The following is a 17,755-nucleotide window of genomic DNA, read 5'->3' as shown; positions in this document are numbered from 1 at the left end:
CTTACAGCAGCCCTTCCTGACGTAGGCTGGAAGGGCGTCCCTCACCTGTGACAAGTACGTCGTGAAGCGTGATGGATAGGGGGCGCATCGCAAAGTCTAGTTGCCGGGCCGATTGCGACAGATCTGCCGGGCGCTGTGTGGGGGTGATATGGAAACCGATCAGGGCCGTGGCATGCAGTGCGAGGGCCCGGATGGCGATGGCGCGGTTACGTTCGGTAAGGCTGTTGGCCTCGGGCGCGGCTTCGTCCGCCAGAAGGCGGTTGCGATTGTCGAGATAGAGCAGCCGGAACTGTCCCGGGATGCCGCCTTCAAGCGCCTGTTCGAGATAGGCCATGAGCTGTTCCCAGTTGCTCAGTGTCGGACGTTCACGCTGTTCCGAAGAGGCCAGACGTTCAGCGGCTACTCCTGGAAGGCGCAGGACTCTGATGGCATCATCTTTCAGTCCCGCAGCGCGCAGGGCGTGTGTAGGAGCGCGGAAAACATCCACCAGACTGCCAAAATGGGCGATCAGTCCCTTGGCGAGCGGTTTCGTGTCCTTGCGTGGCACACCTGCGAAGAGCAGCATTTCGAGGATTTCATAATCGGCGAGTGTGTGGGCGCCATTTGCCAGCACGCGTGCGCGCATTCTGGCGCGGTGTCCCTGAGGTCCTGTGCCGCGTGTCAGATCGATCCGGGGATAGGTGTTGGCCATGACGGTATCTCACTCTATATCGGGAGGGTGCCGCAAGACCTACCTTCCCCTACCCCCGAGTATCTCTCCCGCCTCAATCCGGAGCAGAGACGTGCCATCGAGACAACCGAAGGCCCGCTCCTCATTCTGGCAGGTGCGGGAACGGGCAAGACGCGCGTCCTGACGACGCGGTTTGCGCATATTCTCCTCACCGGCCGCGCCTATCCAAGCCAGATCCTTGCCGTGACTTTCACGAACAAGGCCGCGCGCGAGATGCGCGAGCGTGTCAGTGCGATTCTGGGCGAGCCGGCCGAAGGTCTGTGGCTCGGGACGTTCCACGCGATCTGCGCGCGGATGCTGCGCCGCCATGCGGAATATGTCGGGTTGACGAGCAGCTTCAACATCCTCGACACGGATGACCAGATCCGGCTTCTCAAGCAGGTTATGGAACCGTGGAAGATCGACACCAAACGCTGGCCGCCGAACCAGCTCATGGGGATCATCCAGCGCTGGAAAGATCGCGGACTGACGCCTGACCGGGTGACACCGGCCGAAGATTCCGATTTTGCGAACGGTCATGCGCTGGCGATTTACCGGGCGTATCAGGAGCGTCTGATCGCGCTTAATACGTGCGATTTCGGCGATCTGATGCTGCACATGACGGAGATCCTACGCAACCAGCCCAATGTACTGGCACAGTATCACCGGATTTTCCGCTACATTCTCGTGGACGAGTATCAGGACACGAATACGGTTCAGTATCTGTGGCTGCGTCTGCTGGCTAAGCGCGAGCACGGACCATCCAATATTGCCTGCGTGGGTGATGACGATCAGTCCATCTATTCCTGGCGCGGGGCGGAAGTTGAGAACATTTTGCGCTTCGAGAAGGATTTTCCAGGGGCGGAAGTCGTGCGTCTGGAGCGGAATTACCGCTCGACGGCACAGATCTTGGCCGCTGCTGCCGGGCTGATCGCGCATAACGAGGGGCGGCTTGGCAAGACGCTGCGGCCCGGCCGTGATGATGCGCAGGGCGAGAAGGTTCAGATCATCGGGGTACGCGATTCGGATGAGGAAGCGCGGATTGTGGGCGGCGCCATCGAGCGTCTGCGCGGTGACGGGCATCCGCTGTCGGAAATCGCCATCCTGATGCGCGCGGGCTTCCAGACGCGGCCGTTTGAAGAACGGCTGATGATGATCGGCATCCCGTATCGGGTTGTTGGTGGTCTACGGTTCTACGAGCGCTCTGAAATCCGGGACTGTCTGGCATATCTGCGGGTGCTGTCACAGCCTGCGGATGATCTGGCGTTTGAGCGGATCATCAATGTTCCCAAGCGTGGCGTGGGTGCCGTGGCGGTGCAGAAGCTGCATGCCCAGGCGCGCGCCCTGCCCGGCCCGCTGACAGCGGCGGTGATCTGGCAGCTTCAGGAAGGGCTGCTCAAGGGCAAGTCGAAGGACGCTCTGGACGGGCTGATGGCGGCGTTCCAGCGGGCCAAGGTGACGCTTGAGACGGAAGGTCATGTGGTGGCCGCCGAGCAGCTTCTCGAGGACAGTGGCTATCTTCAAATGTGGCGGGATGACCGTTCCGTCGAGGCGCCCGGCCGTCTGGACAATATCCGTGAGCTTTTGCGGGCGCTCGGAGAGTTCGGCACACTTCAGGGCTTTCTGGAGCATGTGGCACTCGTCATGGATACCGAGAGCGAGACGTCCGATGACAAGGTCAGTCTGATGACGCTGCATGGCGCCAAGGGACTGGAGTTCGACACCGTGTTCCTGCCGGGCTGGGAGGAAGGTGTGTTCCCGTCCCAGCGCTCGCTTGACGAAGGCGGGAACCGGGCACTCGAGGAAGAGCGGCGGCTGGCCTATGTGGGGCTGACGCGCGCGCGGCGTCGGGCAATCGTGCTGCATGCAGCAAGCCGGCGGATCTATGCCAACTGGCAGTTCTCGATGCCCAGCCGCTTTATCGAGGAAATCCCGTCCGAATATGTGCAGCTGACGGGACAGGCGTTCGAGACGCGCCGGCAGGCTGCGGCGGCGCCGTCCATGTTCGCGTCTGGTCCGCTGACGAGTACGCGCCCGTCAGGTTTCCGCGCTCCGCGTCCGAAAATCCATGATGTAAAACCGGAGCCGACCGTCGCAATCGGGGCGACGGTCTTTCATCACAGGTTCGGCGAAGGCACCGTCATCGGCGCTGACGGGCCGCAGTTGCACATCAATTTTGAAAACGGTGGCGTTAAACGCGTCATGGCAAATTTCGTGGAGATCAGATCGTGATGGCACCCCGCAGCATTGGCCGTCGCCATGCCAGTGCGCTCGAAACCCTGTCCATCACGGTGGAAGAGCCCTTTGTTCCCCTGTTTGAACAGGCCCTGATGTGCGCCTGCGAGACGGTTGGCATTTTCGAGGCCGACGACGCGCAGAAATACTGGCGCGTGGAAGGCGTGAAAGATACGGGCTTTAAGGAAGACGAGCTCGAAAACGCTCTGGCCGTGGCTCGGATGCTGACTGGTTGTGAGGCGGAACTCGAGCGGACTCCGACCGAGTCCGAGGGCTGGCTGGCTCGGACGTATGAATCCTTCCCGCAGCAGAATGTGGGCAAGCGCTTTGCCATCCGCGGCACCCATCTGCATGGCGCGCCGGATCAGTCCCGTCTGACGATCACGCTGGATGCGGGAATTGCCTTCGGCTCCGGCGAGCATGGCTCGACGCGTGGTTGTCTGCGGGCGCTGGAAATGGTCGCGTATCGCAAGCCGCAGCGTATTCTGGATATGGGGTGCGGGTCCGGTATTCTGGCGATGGCGGCGGCGAAGCTGCTGCACCGTCCGGTTCTGGCCGTTGATATCGAACCCTGGTCTGTGCGGACGGCCAAGCTCAATGCGCGGCTGAATGGTCAAGGCAATCTGCTGGACTGCCGTTTCGGCAATGGCTGGCAGACCGAGGCCGTGCGCGCCAAGGCGCCGTATGATCTGGTCTTCGCCAACATTCTCGCCCGCCCGCTGTGCCGGATGGCGCAGTCTCTGGCGCTGAACCTTGCGCCGAACGGGACGGCCATTCTCGCTGGTCTGCTTTACAGTCAAGCGCGGATGGTGCTGGCAGCGCATCAGCGTCAGGGCCTCGTGCTGGAGCGTATCCTGCGTGAAGGCGACTGGGCCACGCTGATTCTGCGCCGTCGCGGCTGATGGGTGTGCCGGGATCATTGCCATTGATCCGGGACGCCGGTCCTGACGATCTGCCGGCTATCCTGCGGATCACCAATGATGCCATCGAAAACACTGATGCGCTCTGGATTACGACGCCTTTTACGCTGGACCAGCGGCGTCAGTGGTTCGAGGACAGGCTGGCAAAGGACTACCCGGTGCTTGTCGCTGTTGATATGGCTGGTGAGGTTGCGGGGTATGGCTCCTATGGCTCTTTCCGAGCCTATGAAGGCTATGCACGGACTGTTGAGCATTCGGTTTATGTCGCCCCCTCACACCAGCGTCGGGGCGTCGGGCGTAGCCTCCTGCATGCCCTGATCAACCATGCCAAGGACGCGGGCTTTCATGTCATGGTGGCCGGGATTACGGCTGACAATGCCGCTTCCGTTGCGATGCACCGTGAGTTTGGTTTCCGGAACTGTGGCACGCTTCCGCAGGTCGGTCGCAAGCGTGGCCGCTGGCTGGATCTGCTATTCATGACACTTCGTCTCGACGATCTTCCAACTGTGGAAAAGGACTTTTCATGACCCTGTCCTCCATCCCGCTCAACGAGCGCCCTGCCCTCGTCCGCAAAGCCTGCAAGGCGCTGGGCGTTGACGGTTTCATCATCCCGCGTGGTGACGAATATCTCGGCGAATATGTTGCCCCCTGCGCCGAGCGTCTGGCCTGGCTGACGGGCTTTACGGGAAGTGCGGGTCTGGCGGCGATCCTGCCGGAAGCAGCCGCTGTGTTCTCCGACGGGCGTTATACGGTGCAAATGGAAGAGCAGGTTCCCCATGATCTGTGGGAGCGTCGCCATGTCGCACTGGAACCGCTTTCCGACTGGCTGGCGGAACACGCGAAGGGGCTGAAAATCGGTTATGATCCGCGTCTGGTCAGCCGCTCCATGCTGGCATCATGGCAGGCGGCTGGGGTGGAGCTTGTCCCGCTGCCGCGCAATCCCATTGATCAGGCCTGGACGGATCGTCCTGCGGCACCAGCCGGTCCGGTAGTGCCGCAGAAGCTGGAATTTTCGGGAGAAAGCAGCGCGGACAAGCGCAGGCGTCTTGGCGATGCTCTGCGCAAGGCGGGACAGGATGCGGCTGTTATTGCGGATTGCACCTCCCTGGCCTGGTTGCTGAACATCCGTGGCAGTGACGTCCCCCTCACCCCCGTCGCGCATGGTTATGCGATCCTGCACGCGGACGGGTCTGCAGAATGGTTCGTCTCATCCGATCGTCTGTCGGAGGGTGTGCTGGAGGTCTGCGGTCCTGGGGTGACAGTCTGTTCGCCTGCGGATATGGCGAAGCGGCTTGAGGCCCTCAAGGGCAGGGCCGTGCGGGTGGATCCGGTTACGACGGCTGTATGGTTCGACACCACGCTTGCCGCTGCCGGTGCGACGGTTGTGGATGGAACCGATCCCTGCACGCTGCCCAAAGCCATCAAGAACACCACAGAGCAGGACGGGGCACGGAAAGCTCATGCCCTTGATGGCGTGGCGATGGCCCGTTTCCTGCATTCCCTGACGGTGTCGGGGATCGGTCAGCACGAGACGGATCTCGTCACCCGGCTGGATGGTCTGCGTGCCCGGTCCGCCGATTACCGGGAACAGAGCTTCGACGCCATTTCCGCCATCGGCCCGAACGGTGCCTTTCCGCATTACCGGGCACAGGTTGGTCATGATCGGGTTCTTGAAGCCGGAAGTGTGTATCTGATCGACAGCGGCGGCCAGTATCCGTTCGGTACGACCGACATTACCCGCACGCTCTGGGTAGGCGATCAGGAACCGCCAGCTCATATTCGTGAAGCGTTCACGCGGGTTCTGAAGGGCAATATTGCCCTCTCCCGCATCCGCTTCCCGCCCGGGACGACCGGTCATCGGCTGGACGTGCTGGCGCGTGCGGCGTTGTGGCAGGTCGGCATGGACTACGATCATGGTACCGGACATGGCATCGGAAGCTATCTGTCGGTCCATGAAGGCCCGCAGAACATTTCCCCTGCCCCACGTCCCGTGGCACTCGAAGCCGGCATGATCGTATCCAACGAGCCTGGCTATTATGAACCGGGACAGTATGGAATCCGGATCGAGAACCTGATGCTGGTGCGACCCTCTTCTTTCAAGGGGAGCAAGGGCACGTTCCTGGAGTTCGAGATCCTGAGCTATACGCCCATCGATTACAGACTGATCGATGTCGCCCTTTTCAATGATGCGGAGCTGAACTGGCTGAATGCCTATCATGCCGAAGTTCAGACACGCGTCTCACCACATGTCGAGCCGGATGTAGCCGCGTGGCTGTCGGAGGTCTGCAAACCGCTCGTTCGGTAAAGTTGCAGGCATAACCGTTTTTTTACCTTTCCCGATCATATACAGGACAATGATCGGGAAAGTCCTTCGCCTTGCCGCTGCCCTGACGCTCTCTGGCGTACCGGTTGCGCGTGCTTATGATGCGTCTTCTGTCTGTAAGGTGGCGGTGCAGGCTGCCGAGCAGCAGGCCGGGATTCCACCCCGCCTTCTGGATGCCATCAGCCGTGTGGAGAGCGGACGGCGGGATCCGAATGGTACGGCGACCGTGGCATGGCCCTGGACCGTCAATGCGGCCGGAAAAGGCTATTTCTACGAAAGCAGGGATGAAGCCGTCGCGGCGGTCCGGGATTTTCAGGCGCACGGGATCGTCTCGATCGATGTGGGCTGCATGCAGATCAATCTGCACCATCACCCCGATGCATTTTTCTCGCTCGAAGACGCTTTCGATCCCTACAGCAATGCCCGATATGGGGCCCGTTTCCTGTCCGGACTGCACAACCAGCTTCAGGGCTGGCCAGCCGCGACGGCCGCCTATCATTCCCTCACCCCGGCTCTTGGCGCCGATTATGCCCGTCATGTTCTGGCCATCTGGAACGGGCAGCCTGACAGCTACCGGCCGCCTGATTTTCTTCCACAGGTGGTCATGACCGCGTCAGGTCTGCAGGCCATGCTTCCAAGTACCAGGTCCGCACCTTATTTCGCTCTGAACAGACAGTCCGGATTTTCCGAGCGTCCCGCACCGCGTATGGAAACGATGCCATCCGTTCACATGGTGTCCTATGCGCCTCCGCCCCGTATCATTCACCATGCAGTCGGTCAGGCGGGGAGTGCTTTGCCTGCACGGGGTGGGCGGGATCTTGCGTCCTATCGCGCCATGCCGGTGCGGCTGGCCTGGCGACAGCGCTGATCAGTATCCGGACCAGCCCCCACCAGCACCCGTATAAGCACCGTGAGATGGCGGATGATGTCGGCTGAGGGTGGCGCTCCCGTCCTCAGGCTCGTGGACGCAGGCCGACAATCCCAGAAAAAGCGTCACGATCAACACGCGAAACATCACGGTACAGTCCTCTTTACAATTTGAAATTGTCCGTCGAAAAACCCGGACTAATATGGTTCGTTTTGACTTCATGACTGGAGAAAGATCATGAAGTTCCTGTTCTGTCTGCTTATGGGCGCCATGACGGCCCGAATATGGTTCCGCGTCCTGGCCAATACATCGTCACGCTCCGCCCTGATTGGAAACAGAAGCGTCTGATTTGGGGAAATATTTTTGCTGGGTCAGAAAATTTCTGGTGTTTCCGGACGGGATGCATCGAGCCAGCCCTGCAGCATATAAGCTGCGGCCATCTTGTCCACGACCTCGGCCCTTCGTCCTCGCGTCATGTCGGCATCCTTGATCAGGAAACGGTTGATGGCGCTTGAGGACAGGCGCTCGTCCCACAGTCCTGCGGGAATCGCGAGTTTTTCCGACAGGGCCTGTGTCCAGTCCGATGCGGCGCGTGCTGCCGGACCAAAAGATCCATCCAGCGATAACGGTAATCCGACGACCAGCGCTCCTACGTCTTGGGCGCGGACGATTTTGGCCAGTTCCTGCGCATTTTCGCCCAGTTTCCGGCGTTTGAGGGCGATCAGGGGAGATGCGAGCATGAGTGAGACATCTGTCAGGGCGACGCCGATAGTCTTCGATCCGGGGTCGAGACCGAGGACGCGCTGACCGGACTGAAGAAGATTACGGAGATCATGTGGATTGAACAGGGGCATAGCACGGCGTTATGATCCCCCTGACGGCTGAAAAGCCACCATAAAATTTCCTCTTGTTCAGGAATATTCATGTCGCTCGACGCGAAAACGGTTACGCGCATCGCCAGACTGGCGAGGATTGGTCTTCAGCCCGAAGAGGTCGAAACTCTCGGCAAAGACATGGGCTCCATCATCGACTGGGTGGAGCAGCTCAAGGAAGTGGACGTCACGGGCGTCGACCCCATGATCGGCACGGGTCTCGCAAAGCCCCGTCTGCGCGAAGACCGCGTTACGGATGGCAACTGCCGTGACAAGGTTCTTTCCAACGCTCCCGAGCGGGAAGGCCCGTTCTATACGGTTCCGAAGGTGGTCGAATAATGTCCGGCATTCACGATTTTACGCTGGCTTCGGCCCGGGACGCGCTCAAGGCCCGCAAGATTTCTGCGGTCGAGCTGACGAACGCCCATATTGACGCGATCGAGCGTCTGGACGGTCAGCTCAACAGCTTCATTACCCGCACCCCCGATCAGGCCCGCGAGGCTGCGAAGGCTTCCGACGAGGCTTTGGCCAAGGATGAAGGCGGTAGCCTTTGCGGTATTCCGTTGGGCATCAAGGATCTGTTCTGCACGAATGGTGTCCGCACCACGGCTGCCAGCAAGATCCTCGGCAATTTCGTGCCGCCTTACGAGAGCACGGTGACGGCCAATCTGCTCAAGGATGGCGCGGTTTTCCTTGGCAAGCTGAACCTTGATGAATTCGCCATGGGCTCGGCCAACCTGAACTCGGCATTCGGTCCGGCCGTCAATCCCTGGAAGCGTAAGGACTCTGACGCAAAGCTGGTTCCGGGCGGCTCTTCGGGCGGTTCCGCGGCGGCTGTGGCGGCCGGTCTTGTTCTGGGCGCCACTGGCACGGATACGGGCGGCTCCATCCGTCAGCCAGCGGCCTTTACGGGCATTGCTGGCATCAAGCCGACCTATGGTCGCTGCTCACGTTTCGGGACGATCGCTTTCGCAAGCTCGCTCGATCAGGCTGGCCCGATGGCCCGTAATCTTCAGGATTGCGCCATTCTGCTCGAATCGATGGCGGGTTTCGATCCGCGTGATTCCACAAGCGTTGATACCCCTGTTCCGAACTACGAAGCTTCCCTGAAGCGTGGCGTTAAAGGTCTGCGCGTTGGTATTCCCAAGGAATATCACGTCGATGGTATGCCTGCGGAAATCGAAGCGCTCTGGCAGCAGGGCATGAACTGGCTGCGTGACGCCGGGGCTGAGATCGTCGAGGTCTCCCTGCCCCACACGAAGTATGGTCTTCCGACCTACTATATTGCTGCTTTGGCGGAAGCTTCGTCCAACCTCGCCCGTTATGACGGCGTCCGGTTCGGTGAACGCGTGAGCGCGCCGTCGCTGGATGGTCTGTACGAGGCCAGCCGTGCCGCTGGTTTCGGTGATGAGGTCAAGCGCCGCATCCTGATCGGGACGCATGTGCTGTCGTCAGGCTATTACGATGCCTATTACCTGCGCGCACAAAAGGTCCGGACGCTGATCCAGCAGGACTTCCTCAAGGCATTCGAGAACGTTGACGTGCTTCTGACGCCGACCGCTCCTTCCGGCGCTTTTGCACAGGACGAAAAGCCGAGTGATCCGGTGCAGATGTATCTCAATGACGTCTTTACGGTTCCGGCCAGCATGGCGGGTGTCCCTGCCCTGTCCGTCCCGGCTGGTCTGGATGCGCGTGGCGTGCCGCTTGGATTACAGCTTATCGGCAAGTTCTTCGATGAAGAGACGCTGATTGCGGCCGGTCATGCCATTGAGCAGGCTGCGGCATTCCATCACAGACCCACCATTCATGCAGGAGTGTCGGCATGAGCTATCGTATCACCGGCAGCACCGGCGAATGGGAAATCGTTGTCGGTCTTGAAGTTCATGCCCAGGTCGTCAGCGAGGCCAAGCTCTTTTCCGGCGCTTCGGCGGAATATGGCGGCGAACCGAACACGCATGTCAGTCTCGTCGATGCCGGTTTTCCGGGCATGCTTCCGGTTCTGAACCGGGAATGCGTGGCGCAGGCTGTGAGGACGGGTCTGGGGCTTGAGGCCGAGATCAACCTGTTCAGCCGCTTTGATCGTAAGAACTATTTCTACGCGGATCTGCCCACCGGGTATCAGATCAGCCAGTTTGCCCATCCGATCATCGGCCAGGGCAAGGTCCTGGTTGATCTGGCGGATGGCAGCACGCGCGAAATCGGTGTGACGCGTCTGCATCTGGAGCAGGATGCGGGAAAGTCGATCCATGATCAGGACCCGACGCGCTCCTTCATCGACCTGAACCGTGCCGGTGTGGCGCTGATGGAAATCGTCAGTGAGCCGGATATCCGTTCGCCTGAGGAAGCAGGAGCCTATCTGCGCAAGCTGCGCCAGATTCTGCGTTATATCGGCACCTGTGATGGCAACATGGAAGAAGGTTCCATGCGTGCCGACGTGAACGTGTCGGTTCGCAAGCCGGGTGAGACCGAGTATCGCACGCGTTGCGAGATCAAGAACGTCAATTCCATCCGTTTCGTGATGATGGCGATCGAGGTCGAAGCGCAGCGTCAGATCGAGGTCTGGGAAGCTGGTGGAACCGTCGATCAGGAAACGCGCCTGTTCGACCATGTGCGTGGCGAAACCCGCTCCCTGCGGAGCAAGGAAGATGCGCATGATTATCGCTATTTCCCCGATCCGGACCTGCTGCCGCTGGTGATCGAGCAGTCCTGGGTTGATGAACTCAAGGCAGCTCTGCCGGAACTGCCGGAAGCCAAGCGGACTCGTCTGGAACAGGAATACGGTGTCAGCCGTTATGAGTCGTCCGTGCTCTGCGTAGAGCAGGCGATCGCGGATTTCTACGAGACCGTGGCGCATGGTGCGGATGCCCGTCTGGCAGCCAACTGGATGCTGGGCGATTTTTTCGCGGCACTGAACCGCACGGGGCGTTCGATTGAGGACAGCCCGGTCAGTGCGGAAGGTCTGCGGGAACTGCTGGGTCTGATTTCCGACTCAACAATCAATGGAAAGATCGCCAAGGAAGTTCTCGAAGACATGGTCGAGACGGGTGATTCCGCTTCTGCCATCGTCGAGCGCAAGGGCCTGCGTCAGGTGACTGACACCGGAGCAATCGAGAGCGCCATCCGTGAAATCCTGGCCGCAAACAGCGACAAGGTCGAGGAATACAAGGGTGGCAAGGACAAGCTTTTCGGCTTCTTTGTCGGTCAGACGATGAAGGCCATGAAGGGCAAGGGCAACCCTGCCCTCGTCAATGAAACCCTGAAGAAACTTCTTTCAGAGTAAGGCGAAAAAAATGTTCTCGGGGGGTTTGACCACGACGCGGTTACCCCCTAAGAACACTCCTGCATACGCCGTGCGAACCGCGTAAAAAAGCGGAGGGGTGGCCGAGAGGCTGAAGGCGGCGGATTGCTAATCCGTTATACGATTTCAAGTCGTATCGTGGGTTCGAATCCCATCCCCTCCGCCAGCGCGCTCTAAAAAACTCAATAAAATCAAAAGGTTAGTCGTTTCCAGTCTAGCCGTACCCCTCTTAAAATCCCCCTTAAAACATGCGCTTGCCTGACATGCTATGCGACAGTGTGATGCCTATCTAGCGAATGGTCTCTAAGGGAGATGGTTTTGCCGACGGGCCCGTCACTGGATGCGGGCGTCGCTCTCTTTGCTGACGTTGGCCTGATGCTTTGGGTCCTTCCTAGACCTTTCCGCTTGCGGCTGCCCCGACACCCCGGCTTGCGTGTTGTGCGTGCCTAAAATTTGGACACTTTTTGTTTTCTTCTCGGCTTTTTCGGAAAGGGGTCAAAAGTGCCGTTGCCGTTGCCGTTGCCGTTGCCGCTGTTGCCACCATTGCCGCTTCATAGAAAACGGCTCAAAACCGCCGCTTTATCCGCCTTCCAGCGGCGGCATTACCCGTTGCCGCCACCTCTGCCGGGCAATGCCGGAAGAATATCAGGCGAGAATAGAAGGGCGTATCAGATAAAAGGGCATGCCGCTACTGTATCCCGGCACGCGGCGGAATGACTTCGTTTTTCCGCTCCGCGATAAAATGAGATGGCCTGCCTTGGCGAGAATATCAGCCGCCCGCCGGGCGTTAATCCCCCTGCACACCTCATTGACGAACGCCGTGGGAAGGATGCCGAAACATTCTACGCTGCCGCCACAGAGCCAACGGAAACCCGCCCGGTTCGCTACTGCAACGCGGCTGTCGGCGTTCATATCGACACCGCCGTCAGAGCCAATCGCCTGAAATCGGCTATCTCCATGCGCGGCGATGAACGCCCGCACCTGCTCTATTGCGGCCTGTTCCTCGAACGCATCACCGCTGCCATTCTCGGCAAGCCACGCTTTGAAGCATACCGCCGCCGCGTTCGTCGCTTCGTCTTCGGGCCACGGCACCACATTAAAGCGTGCGGCGAGTTCTCCGGCACAGGCCACGAGTGCGAACCGGCCCGCCACGCTCTGCGCCTGACTTCCGGCATCTTTGGCGTGCTCTGCCACAAACGCCTTGCGCCTGCCGTCGATCCACTGCCGCACCTCGGCTTCATCGAGTGCCCGTGCGCTGGTCAGTCTCGCAAGGAACGCACGCGATGCCGTGCCGTGTTGCCGATGGACCGCCCGGCGGAGATGGTTTGAAAGTGCCGCGCCATCGGAGAAACCATGCAGCGTCTCAAACAGTCCGTGCCCGCCTTCCGGTGCTGCAGGAATGTTCGCAAGCCGTGTCTTCTGCCCGGCCATCGTTTTCTTGCCCGCCTCATTCTGCTTGTCTTCAAGCGTGCACTCGCCCGTGGAGAGGAACAGGGTGCGCCATGTGAACGCGCTTCGTGCGCCGCCGCGCTGGTTGGCCCGCTGCTTCCCGGCTTCATTGCTAAGGGAATAGACGATGTTGCCAACTTCAAAATCGCTGGCCTGTCCGATCTCGTCGAGGATCAGCACGGTATCGGAGATTTCCGCCGCGATGCCCTCAAGCCCGTTGGCTGTCGCACGCCATGCACGAACCTGACCTGTCGGCCCCCATACGCTTCCCGCCGCATAGGCCGCCGTGCTTTTGCCGGAACGCGCGCCGCCTACCAGATGAAAGCCGCCGCTCTGTTCCGTAGCAATGTCGAGCAATGGCCCGGCCAAGGCTGCGGAGATATAGAAAGCAAGGCGGCTGTTCCCGATGGCATATCGCGCCACGTCGTCTTTCCAGCCGTCCAGTGTGCCGGACACCGCAAACTTGTCGCCTGATGAGGCGCGCCCTGCTTGGAGTGTCACTGATCCGGCTCCGGGTCCGATCTTCGCGCCGTTTGCCAGAACGAACACAGGCCCGCGATCTGTCGCGTGCCAGCCCGGCTGACGCACGCACGCAAGCCGCGCGTCTGTCTCGACGGTCGCAAGGAAGGTTTGCAGCAAGCGGGCGGCGTTCGGGAGACAACGCAACCCCTGTTCGTGCAGAACGCCGCTGATCTCGCGGGCATCTCCGTGCATCTTGCTATAGGGGATAGCCCATTCATGCGGCTTGCCGTCATGGTCCTTCCATTGCAGGAGCAACCCCCAGTTCTCGCCATTGGTGTCCCGTGTCTGGGCCACAATCTCAAAAGGTGCCGAAACGCGTACGGGCGGCTTGTCGCTGTCACCGGGCGGCGTATAGAACAGGCCGTCTGCCTTCATGGCGAAACCGCCGGGCATCTGCACGCGGGCAACGGTCGGCGCTTCATCCAGTAACGCCCGAAGATCGGTTCCGTCTGGCGCATCATCGGCAAGGTCCCACGCTTTCGGAAATGTCCCAGGCACGCTGACGATGCGGAGGGATGCTACTCCCGCTTCGTGGAGTCGCTTCGTCGCTTGCTGTGCAGCTTTCTGTCCCGGTTCGTCATGGTCGGGCCAAATCACCACGTCTCGACCAGCCAGCGGCGCATAGTCTGCCCTTCCCATGCTAACCGCGCTTCCTGCGGTGGTGGCGACCTGACCGTGGAACAGGAGCCCGGCAGCGTCTGCGGCCTTTTCACCTTCGACCAACAGAACAGGCGCATCAGGAGAAGCGGCCAACCTGTCGAGATTGTAGAGCGGAGGACGCCCGGCGGTGGCCTTGGGGTGCCACTGCTTTAAGCCGTCCAGCATTCCATAGGTTTTCTGCGAGTATGTCTTGCCACCGCCGGGCTTCTCGCTCCGGTATTTGGCATGGAAGGGCTGGCCTTCTGGCGTTCTGTAAACCCACATGGCGGTGGCATGTGCAGGGCGCGCCGGTTCCGTAGGAGCGGGCAGGATTTCCACACCGTCCGATAACTCGGAAGGCATGGGGGCAAGCGTCACCTCTTCCCCTAATGGGGCAAATGCTTTATTAAGTTTGTTCATCAGGTATCGGAAATTCCGAGCATGACGGCCATCTGCTTTGCCGCCTCATGCTGTTTGAGATTGAAGAGATACGCCGCCAGCGATACGGGGTCGCCGCCCCGGTCGCCGGTTGCGAAATCAGACCAACGGCCTGTCCTTACATTCACCTTAAATGACCCGCGCTTGCTGTCGGCTCGTGTGGGGTTCAGTGCCACCCATTCGGGGCCTTCTCTCACACCATCAGGGAGCCAGCGGGAGAGGATCGACGGCAACGCGGCGCGTGCGGTGTCGTTTATGCGGGGGAAGAGCATGATCTTCCCTCTTGATGGTCCGCAACTTTATTTGTGAGGATGGAGAGGAACCGTTCCGCAAGTGCGAGGTCATCACTCCCGGTTAGTCGGTCCACGCTATCCAATGCCATGGCAAAACCAATCAGCACCGCCTGCATGGGGGGGCTCCAATCTCCTGCCATACGCTTGAACATGGCTTTTGCGTCATGTCTCCCGGATAGGAGAAAGGCGAAACACTGCCGGGCGTAACGGTCCCGTTTTTGAGTACGCTCTGCATTACCTTCATAAAGCAGTGGTTCGAACGCGGCCCTTACTGACGGATCGTAATTTTCCGTTTCGTATTCACGGTCCAGATGGAGTTTCATCGCACAATCTCCTGTGCGTTCAGATATTCGGCTGTAAGCTGCGGCATGAGTGCCGCCAGCTTGTCGGCTGTTTCCCGGCCAAAGATCGCGGCAATGTTGTGGAAGGCATCGAGAGCGATGGACAGTTCCGGGAACAGGTGCCGTTCCGGTCGGTGGTTCCAGTCGGTGGCGTGCTCGATAAACGACAGGTCTGCGGCGTGCTGGTCGAGCGTCATGCTGCTCATACGTTGCTGGACATATCGGCGCATGGCTGTGAGGTCGCGTTGAGACAGAAGCATCAGGCCGCACCCACCGCAGGAAGGCTGGCAAAATACTGTTCCACGCTTGCCACACAGATGCGGGTCAGTCTGCCGCATTTGACGGCTTTGAAGCGCCCGGCGTGAAGGGCGCGGTAAATCGTGCTCCGGCTCATGCCAAAGTCTTCCCCGATCTTCTTGATGGAAGCGTAGCGGTTATGGTTGTTCAAGGTAGAATACTCTTATGGTCTGATTAAAGACGCGGTGATCGCGCCACGGTTTTTTGGCAGGCAGCTTGTGACTTCTCCACTGGATTTCGGGATAGTTTCGTCACTGCCCGTATCGGTTCTGGAAGTTCCATGCTCGATATTGGCAACCGTGCGCCGGTCTGGCCTTCGGTTCCACTTCATCCGTGGAATAATTCATGGGCCGGGCGTTTTTTTCTAATGCGGGCTTTCGCCGGGCGGGAAATTTCATGCTGGCTTCGTGTTGGGTGGGTCAGGAACGGTCCTGACCGCTACGGGTCATTTATCTAGGAGGCAAAAAATCTACGCTCCACAGCCACATGAGCATTTGTGGGTGTGGCCCGGCGTTTTTGGGGCGTTGTTCTGTAGGCACCATTGCCGCTATTGCCGCGGGCAATGGTGAGAGGCTCATTTTCTGATATAAAAAATGGCTGTTTTCAGCTATTCCTGCCAAGTGGCAACGGTGGCAGAGGTGGCAACAGCAAAAAAACACCAATTCCGAAAACTGGTGCTGCTGGCCTCAAAAGTCGCCTAGCCATCCTATGTCTACGTCAGTGTCCATGCCGCATCGCCCGCGCTCGTCACGCCAAGCGCGTTTTAGCCTGATGGAAATTTCTTCCACGCAGTGAGAGGCATAAGCGGCGACCGCCCGGCGATCTTCTGGGGTCTCTGCTACGCGTTCAAGCGCAAATGTGATCGCGCCAAGGTCACGCAATGCTACTTCAATCACGCAGTCTAAGTCTTCGCCAAGCGTCGGCACTTCGACCTCTCGGACAGGTAGAAGCCGGTGGAGTGCTTTTGTGATAAAGTCGAGGTTAGCCATTGCCGAAATCCCTTTTCGGTTTGTGGTTAGGCCGGGTTTGGAGGGCGCAATCCTCTGCACCCGGCTGCACAATCATTGCCGTGCGGCAAATTTAGTGCCACTTTAATATCATGAGCACAAGAGAAAACGGCACTAAAGTTGCCATAACGGCTGGGCAGGGTCGTGCCGCACGGGCGTTTATCGGATGGTCCCAAGATCGGCTTGCCGCAGAAAGCGGTATCCCGAAACGAACGATAGTGCGCTTTGAGATGGGAGAAGGCACGCCACGCACCGCCACTCTTGAAGCAATCCGAACGGCCCTAGAAACTGCTGGCGTTGAGTTTGTGCCGGAGAATGGCGGCGGGGCGGGGGTTAGGTTAAAAAAATATGTATGAGAGAAAGTGGGCTTTTTTTATTTTGTGGGTGACGGGCATTCTAATCGGGGTTTCTTTGGTCTTGCCAGGAGGGAAGTTTTTAGTCGAATGGCATAAGACCGTCGATGATAATTATATTTGGAAATCTCTTTTCCGTTGGCAAACAGTATATCAAGCTTGGATAGAGGTACTTATTGCCCTTGCGGGGAGTTCTGGCATCCTATGGCAAATTTGGTCAGAAAAAGAAAAGGAAATGAAACAAAGAAATAGAATGTTAAATAGTTCACGTATTTATATGGTTTCATTTTTATCTGATGTCTCCTTGTCTTTGCAGGCTGACTTAAATTACTATTATAAAATTTATAATGAATTACATTTTTATAGCTCTCCTGCCCCATTTGAGCGGCACTTCTCTGCTGGTTTCTTTCAAGGGAATATTAAATTCGACCGTAGTATTTTTGATAATTTGCGAGAGTTTTCTAGATATGCAGATGATGCTCCCCTAAAGGCTGTGGAAATTCTAATACGACAATTGCAAATTTACGAGGTCAGGAGTAAAAATATAAAAACAAATAAAAATATAGAATATTCATATTTTGATTTATTAAATATTATAATTGACAATATTTCTCTATATCAGAGAGTAGAATATTTGTTTCCTTACGCTAGAAAAGAAATTAAAGAACCTAAATATATCATTGAAATTGATGATTTGAAGGGGAAAATTATTCAGTTTTGCCCGAAGGCTGAAACTGATACTGAAATTCAACGTTTTATTGAGATGGAAGCTCGAAAATCTGCCGACCTTGCATCAATAGTTGCAGATTAAAAATCCTCCCGTATCTGTCCCTTAATTATCTATGAAAGAAGCAAGACCACAGTGGAGCATCACGCGCCATGAAATGCCATGAGCCGAGACCGTCTGAAAACAAGCCAGGAACGCGAGAGGCAGTCATTCAAGTCCGCCCGCGCATACTAAGCGAACAGGATGCTGCTACCTATTTGGCTTTGTCTGTCTCTTCGTTCCGAACAGTCGTTCAACCCCACATTCGCGTCATTAGATTAACGCAACGCCGTAAGGGCTATCTGATTGAAGATCTAGGTCGCGTTGACAAAAGATTCAATCCAAAGCCTCGCGGCGGCGAGATTGAGGAAGCTTATGAATGATAAGGCGGTTTTGTCGTATCGGGTTGCAATACGGCGCATCTG

At 58.3% G+C, this 17,755-nt stretch carries 18 protein-coding genes and 1 tRNA gene; 11 read left to right on the top strand and 8 right to left on the bottom strand.

Going from position 1 to position 17,755, the window contains the following annotated elements; all coding sequences use genetic code 11:
* Position 1: 1 nt before the first annotated feature.
* Positions 2-691, bottom strand: coding sequence for a JAB domain-containing protein (locus tag HKD31_RS07890; protein ID WP_194264654.1), 690 nt, complete (start codon positions 689-691; stop codon positions 2-4).
* Between the two features lie 27 nt (positions 692-718).
* Between HKD31_RS07890 and HKD31_RS07885 the strand changes: the two genes are divergently transcribed.
* From HKD31_RS07885 to HKD31_RS07865, 5 genes are read left to right on the top strand one after another with little or no spacing between them, the layout of a single operon-like run.
* A complete protein-coding gene (locus tag HKD31_RS07885; RefSeq protein ID WP_194264655.1) occupies positions 719-2,941 on the top strand; it encodes a UvrD-helicase domain-containing protein in 2,223 nt (740 codons plus the stop codon).
* On the top strand, positions 2,941-3,846 hold the full coding sequence (locus tag HKD31_RS07880; protein WP_062497967.1) for a 50S ribosomal protein L11 methyltransferase: 906 nt from the start codon (positions 2,941-2,943) through the stop codon (positions 3,844-3,846). The genes HKD31_RS07885 and HKD31_RS07880 overlap by 1 nt, the downstream gene beginning before the upstream one ends.
* Entirely contained in the window at positions 3,846-4,391 is a 546-nt protein-coding gene (locus tag HKD31_RS07875; RefSeq protein WP_194264656.1) for a GNAT family N-acetyltransferase, read from the top strand. Before HKD31_RS07880 ends, HKD31_RS07875 begins: the two co-directional genes overlap by 1 nt.
* Positions 4,388-6,169, top strand: a complete 1,782-nt coding sequence (locus tag HKD31_RS07870; RefSeq protein ID WP_194264657.1) for an aminopeptidase P family protein — start codon at positions 4,388-4,390, stop codon at positions 6,167-6,169. The genes HKD31_RS07875 and HKD31_RS07870 overlap by 4 nt, the downstream gene beginning before the upstream one ends.
* A 49-nt stretch (positions 6,170-6,218) precedes the next feature.
* Complete coding sequence (locus HKD31_RS07865; protein ID WP_194264658.1) at positions 6,219-7,055, top strand: lytic transglycosylase domain-containing protein; 837 nt, start codon at positions 6,219-6,221, stop codon at positions 7,053-7,055.
* A 371-nt stretch (positions 7,056-7,426) separates the two neighbouring features.
* Here the strand turns inward: HKD31_RS07865 and ruvX are convergent, their stop codons facing one another.
* Positions 7,427-7,909: a Holliday junction resolvase RuvX gene (gene ruvX, locus HKD31_RS07860; RefSeq protein ID WP_194264659.1), complete on the bottom strand. Its 483-nt coding sequence runs from the start codon at positions 7,907-7,909 to the stop codon at positions 7,427-7,429.
* A 69-nt stretch (positions 7,910-7,978) separates the two neighbouring features.
* On the opposite strand from ruvX, the gene gatC reads away from it, so the two are divergent.
* The 4 genes from gatC to HKD31_RS07840 all read left to right on the top strand — a co-directional run bounded on the left by gatC (position 7,979) and on the right by HKD31_RS07840 (position 11,391).
* Positions 7,979-8,266, top strand: coding sequence for an Asp-tRNA(Asn)/Glu-tRNA(Gln) amidotransferase subunit GatC (gatC, locus tag HKD31_RS07855; protein WP_041112482.1), 288 nt, complete (start codon positions 7,979-7,981; stop codon positions 8,264-8,266).
* Complete coding sequence (gene gatA, locus HKD31_RS07850; protein WP_194264660.1) at positions 8,266-9,753, top strand: Asp-tRNA(Asn)/Glu-tRNA(Gln) amidotransferase subunit GatA; 1,488 nt, start codon at positions 8,266-8,268, stop codon at positions 9,751-9,753. The genes gatC and gatA overlap by 1 nt, the downstream gene beginning before the upstream one ends.
* Positions 9,750-11,207 (top strand): Asp-tRNA(Asn)/Glu-tRNA(Gln) amidotransferase subunit GatB, encoded by a 1,458-nt coding sequence (gene gatB / locus HKD31_RS07845; protein ID WP_194264661.1) that lies wholly within the window; start codon positions 9,750-9,752, stop codon positions 11,205-11,207. The genes gatA and gatB overlap by 4 nt, the downstream gene beginning before the upstream one ends.
* Before the next feature lie 91 nt (positions 11,208-11,298).
* Positions 11,299-11,391, top strand: a tRNA-Ser gene (locus tag HKD31_RS07840).
* 479 nt (positions 11,392-11,870) lie between these two features.
* Here HKD31_RS07840 and HKD31_RS07835 read toward each other — a convergent pair.
* The 6 genes from HKD31_RS07835 to HKD31_RS07810 form a co-directional block, all read right to left on the bottom strand.
* Positions 11,871-14,198, bottom strand: coding sequence for a DUF927 domain-containing protein (locus HKD31_RS07835; protein WP_194264662.1), 2,328 nt, complete (start codon positions 14,196-14,198; stop codon positions 11,871-11,873).
* Positions 14,199-14,254: 56 nt separating this feature from the next.
* Positions 14,255-14,545 (bottom strand): hypothetical protein, encoded by a 291-nt coding sequence (locus tag HKD31_RS07830; protein ID WP_194264663.1) that lies wholly within the window; start codon positions 14,543-14,545, stop codon positions 14,255-14,257.
* Entirely contained in the window at positions 14,527-14,889 is a 363-nt protein-coding gene (locus HKD31_RS07825; protein WP_062449836.1) for a hypothetical protein, read from the bottom strand. The genes HKD31_RS07830 and HKD31_RS07825 overlap by 19 nt, the downstream gene beginning before the upstream one ends.
* On the bottom strand, positions 14,886-15,104 hold the full coding sequence (locus HKD31_RS07820) for a hypothetical protein (RefSeq protein ID WP_194264664.1): 219 nt from the start codon (positions 15,102-15,104) through the stop codon (positions 14,886-14,888). The genes HKD31_RS07825 and HKD31_RS07820 overlap by 4 nt, the downstream gene beginning before the upstream one ends.
* Positions 15,105-15,166: 62 nt before the next feature.
* Entirely contained in the window at positions 15,167-15,355 is a 189-nt protein-coding gene (locus HKD31_RS07815; protein WP_194264665.1) for a helix-turn-helix transcriptional regulator, read from the bottom strand.
* Positions 15,356-15,890: 535 nt separating this feature from the next.
* Entirely contained in the window at positions 15,891-16,193 is a 303-nt protein-coding gene (locus HKD31_RS07810; RefSeq protein ID WP_194264666.1) for a hypothetical protein, read from the bottom strand.
* 110 nt (positions 16,194-16,303) lie between these two features.
* Here HKD31_RS07810 and HKD31_RS07805 point away from each other — a divergent pair, with 110 nt between their 5' ends.
* Positions 16,304-16,567 (top strand): helix-turn-helix domain-containing protein, encoded by a 264-nt coding sequence (locus HKD31_RS07805; protein ID WP_194264667.1) that lies wholly within the window; start codon positions 16,304-16,306, stop codon positions 16,565-16,567.
* Positions 16,560-17,375: a hypothetical protein gene (locus HKD31_RS07800; protein WP_194264668.1), complete on the top strand. Its 816-nt coding sequence runs from the start codon at positions 16,560-16,562 to the stop codon at positions 17,373-17,375. The genes HKD31_RS07805 and HKD31_RS07800 overlap by 8 nt, the downstream gene beginning before the upstream one ends.
* Positions 17,376-17,755 lie beyond the last annotated feature (380 nt).

The sequence above is a fragment of the Gluconobacter potus genome, from assembly GCF_015244705.1.
GTDB lineage: Bacteria > Pseudomonadota > Alphaproteobacteria > Acetobacterales > Acetobacteraceae > Gluconobacter > Gluconobacter potus.
This window is presented reverse-complemented; position numbering and strand designations above follow the sequence as displayed.

Bases quoted from the DNA above. Each gene is read 5' to 3' on its own strand.
- HKD31_RS07835 (WP_194264662.1), bottom strand. From the start codon at position 14,198: ATGCCTTCCGAGTTATCGGACGGTGTGGAAATCCTGCCCGCTCCTACG.
- HKD31_RS07805 (WP_194264667.1), top strand. From the start codon at position 16,304: ATGAGCACAAGAGAAAACGGCACTAAAGTTGCCATAACGGCTGGGCAG.
- HKD31_RS07830 (WP_194264663.1), bottom strand. From the start codon at position 14,545: ATGCTCTTCCCCCGCATAAACGACACCGCACGCGCCGCGTTGCCGTCG.
- ruvX (WP_194264659.1), bottom strand. From the start codon at position 7,909: ATGCCCCTGTTCAATCCACATGATCTCCGTAATCTTCTTCAGTCCGGT.
- HKD31_RS07870 (WP_194264657.1), top strand. From the start codon at position 4,388: ATGACCCTGTCCTCCATCCCGCTCAACGAGCGCCCTGCCCTCGTCCGC.
- gatA (WP_194264660.1), top strand. From the start codon at position 8,266: ATGTCCGGCATTCACGATTTTACGCTGGCTTCGGCCCGGGACGCGCTC.
- HKD31_RS07875 (WP_194264656.1), top strand. From the start codon at position 3,846: ATGGGTGTGCCGGGATCATTGCCATTGATCCGGGACGCCGGTCCTGAC.
- HKD31_RS07890 (WP_194264654.1), bottom strand. From the start codon at position 691: ATGGCCAACACCTATCCCCGGATCGATCTGACACGCGGCACAGGACCT.
- HKD31_RS07810 (WP_194264666.1), bottom strand. From the start codon at position 16,193: ATGGCTAACCTCGACTTTATCACAAAAGCACTCCACCGGCTTCTACCT.
- HKD31_RS07825 (WP_062449836.1), bottom strand. From the start codon at position 14,889: ATGAAACTCCATCTGGACCGTGAATACGAAACGGAAAATTACGATCCG.
- gatC (WP_041112482.1), top strand. From the start codon at position 7,979: ATGTCGCTCGACGCGAAAACGGTTACGCGCATCGCCAGACTGGCGAGG.
- HKD31_RS07820 (WP_194264664.1), bottom strand. From the start codon at position 15,104: ATGACGCTCGACCAGCACGCCGCAGACCTGTCGTTTATCGAGCACGCC.
- HKD31_RS07880 (WP_062497967.1), top strand. From the start codon at position 2,941: ATGGCACCCCGCAGCATTGGCCGTCGCCATGCCAGTGCGCTCGAAACC.
- gatB (WP_194264661.1), top strand. From the start codon at position 9,750: ATGAGCTATCGTATCACCGGCAGCACCGGCGAATGGGAAATCGTTGTC.
- HKD31_RS07800 (WP_194264668.1), top strand. From the start codon at position 16,560: ATGTATGAGAGAAAGTGGGCTTTTTTTATTTTGTGGGTGACGGGCATT.
- HKD31_RS07865 (WP_194264658.1), top strand. From the start codon at position 6,219: ATGATCGGGAAAGTCCTTCGCCTTGCCGCTGCCCTGACGCTCTCTGGC.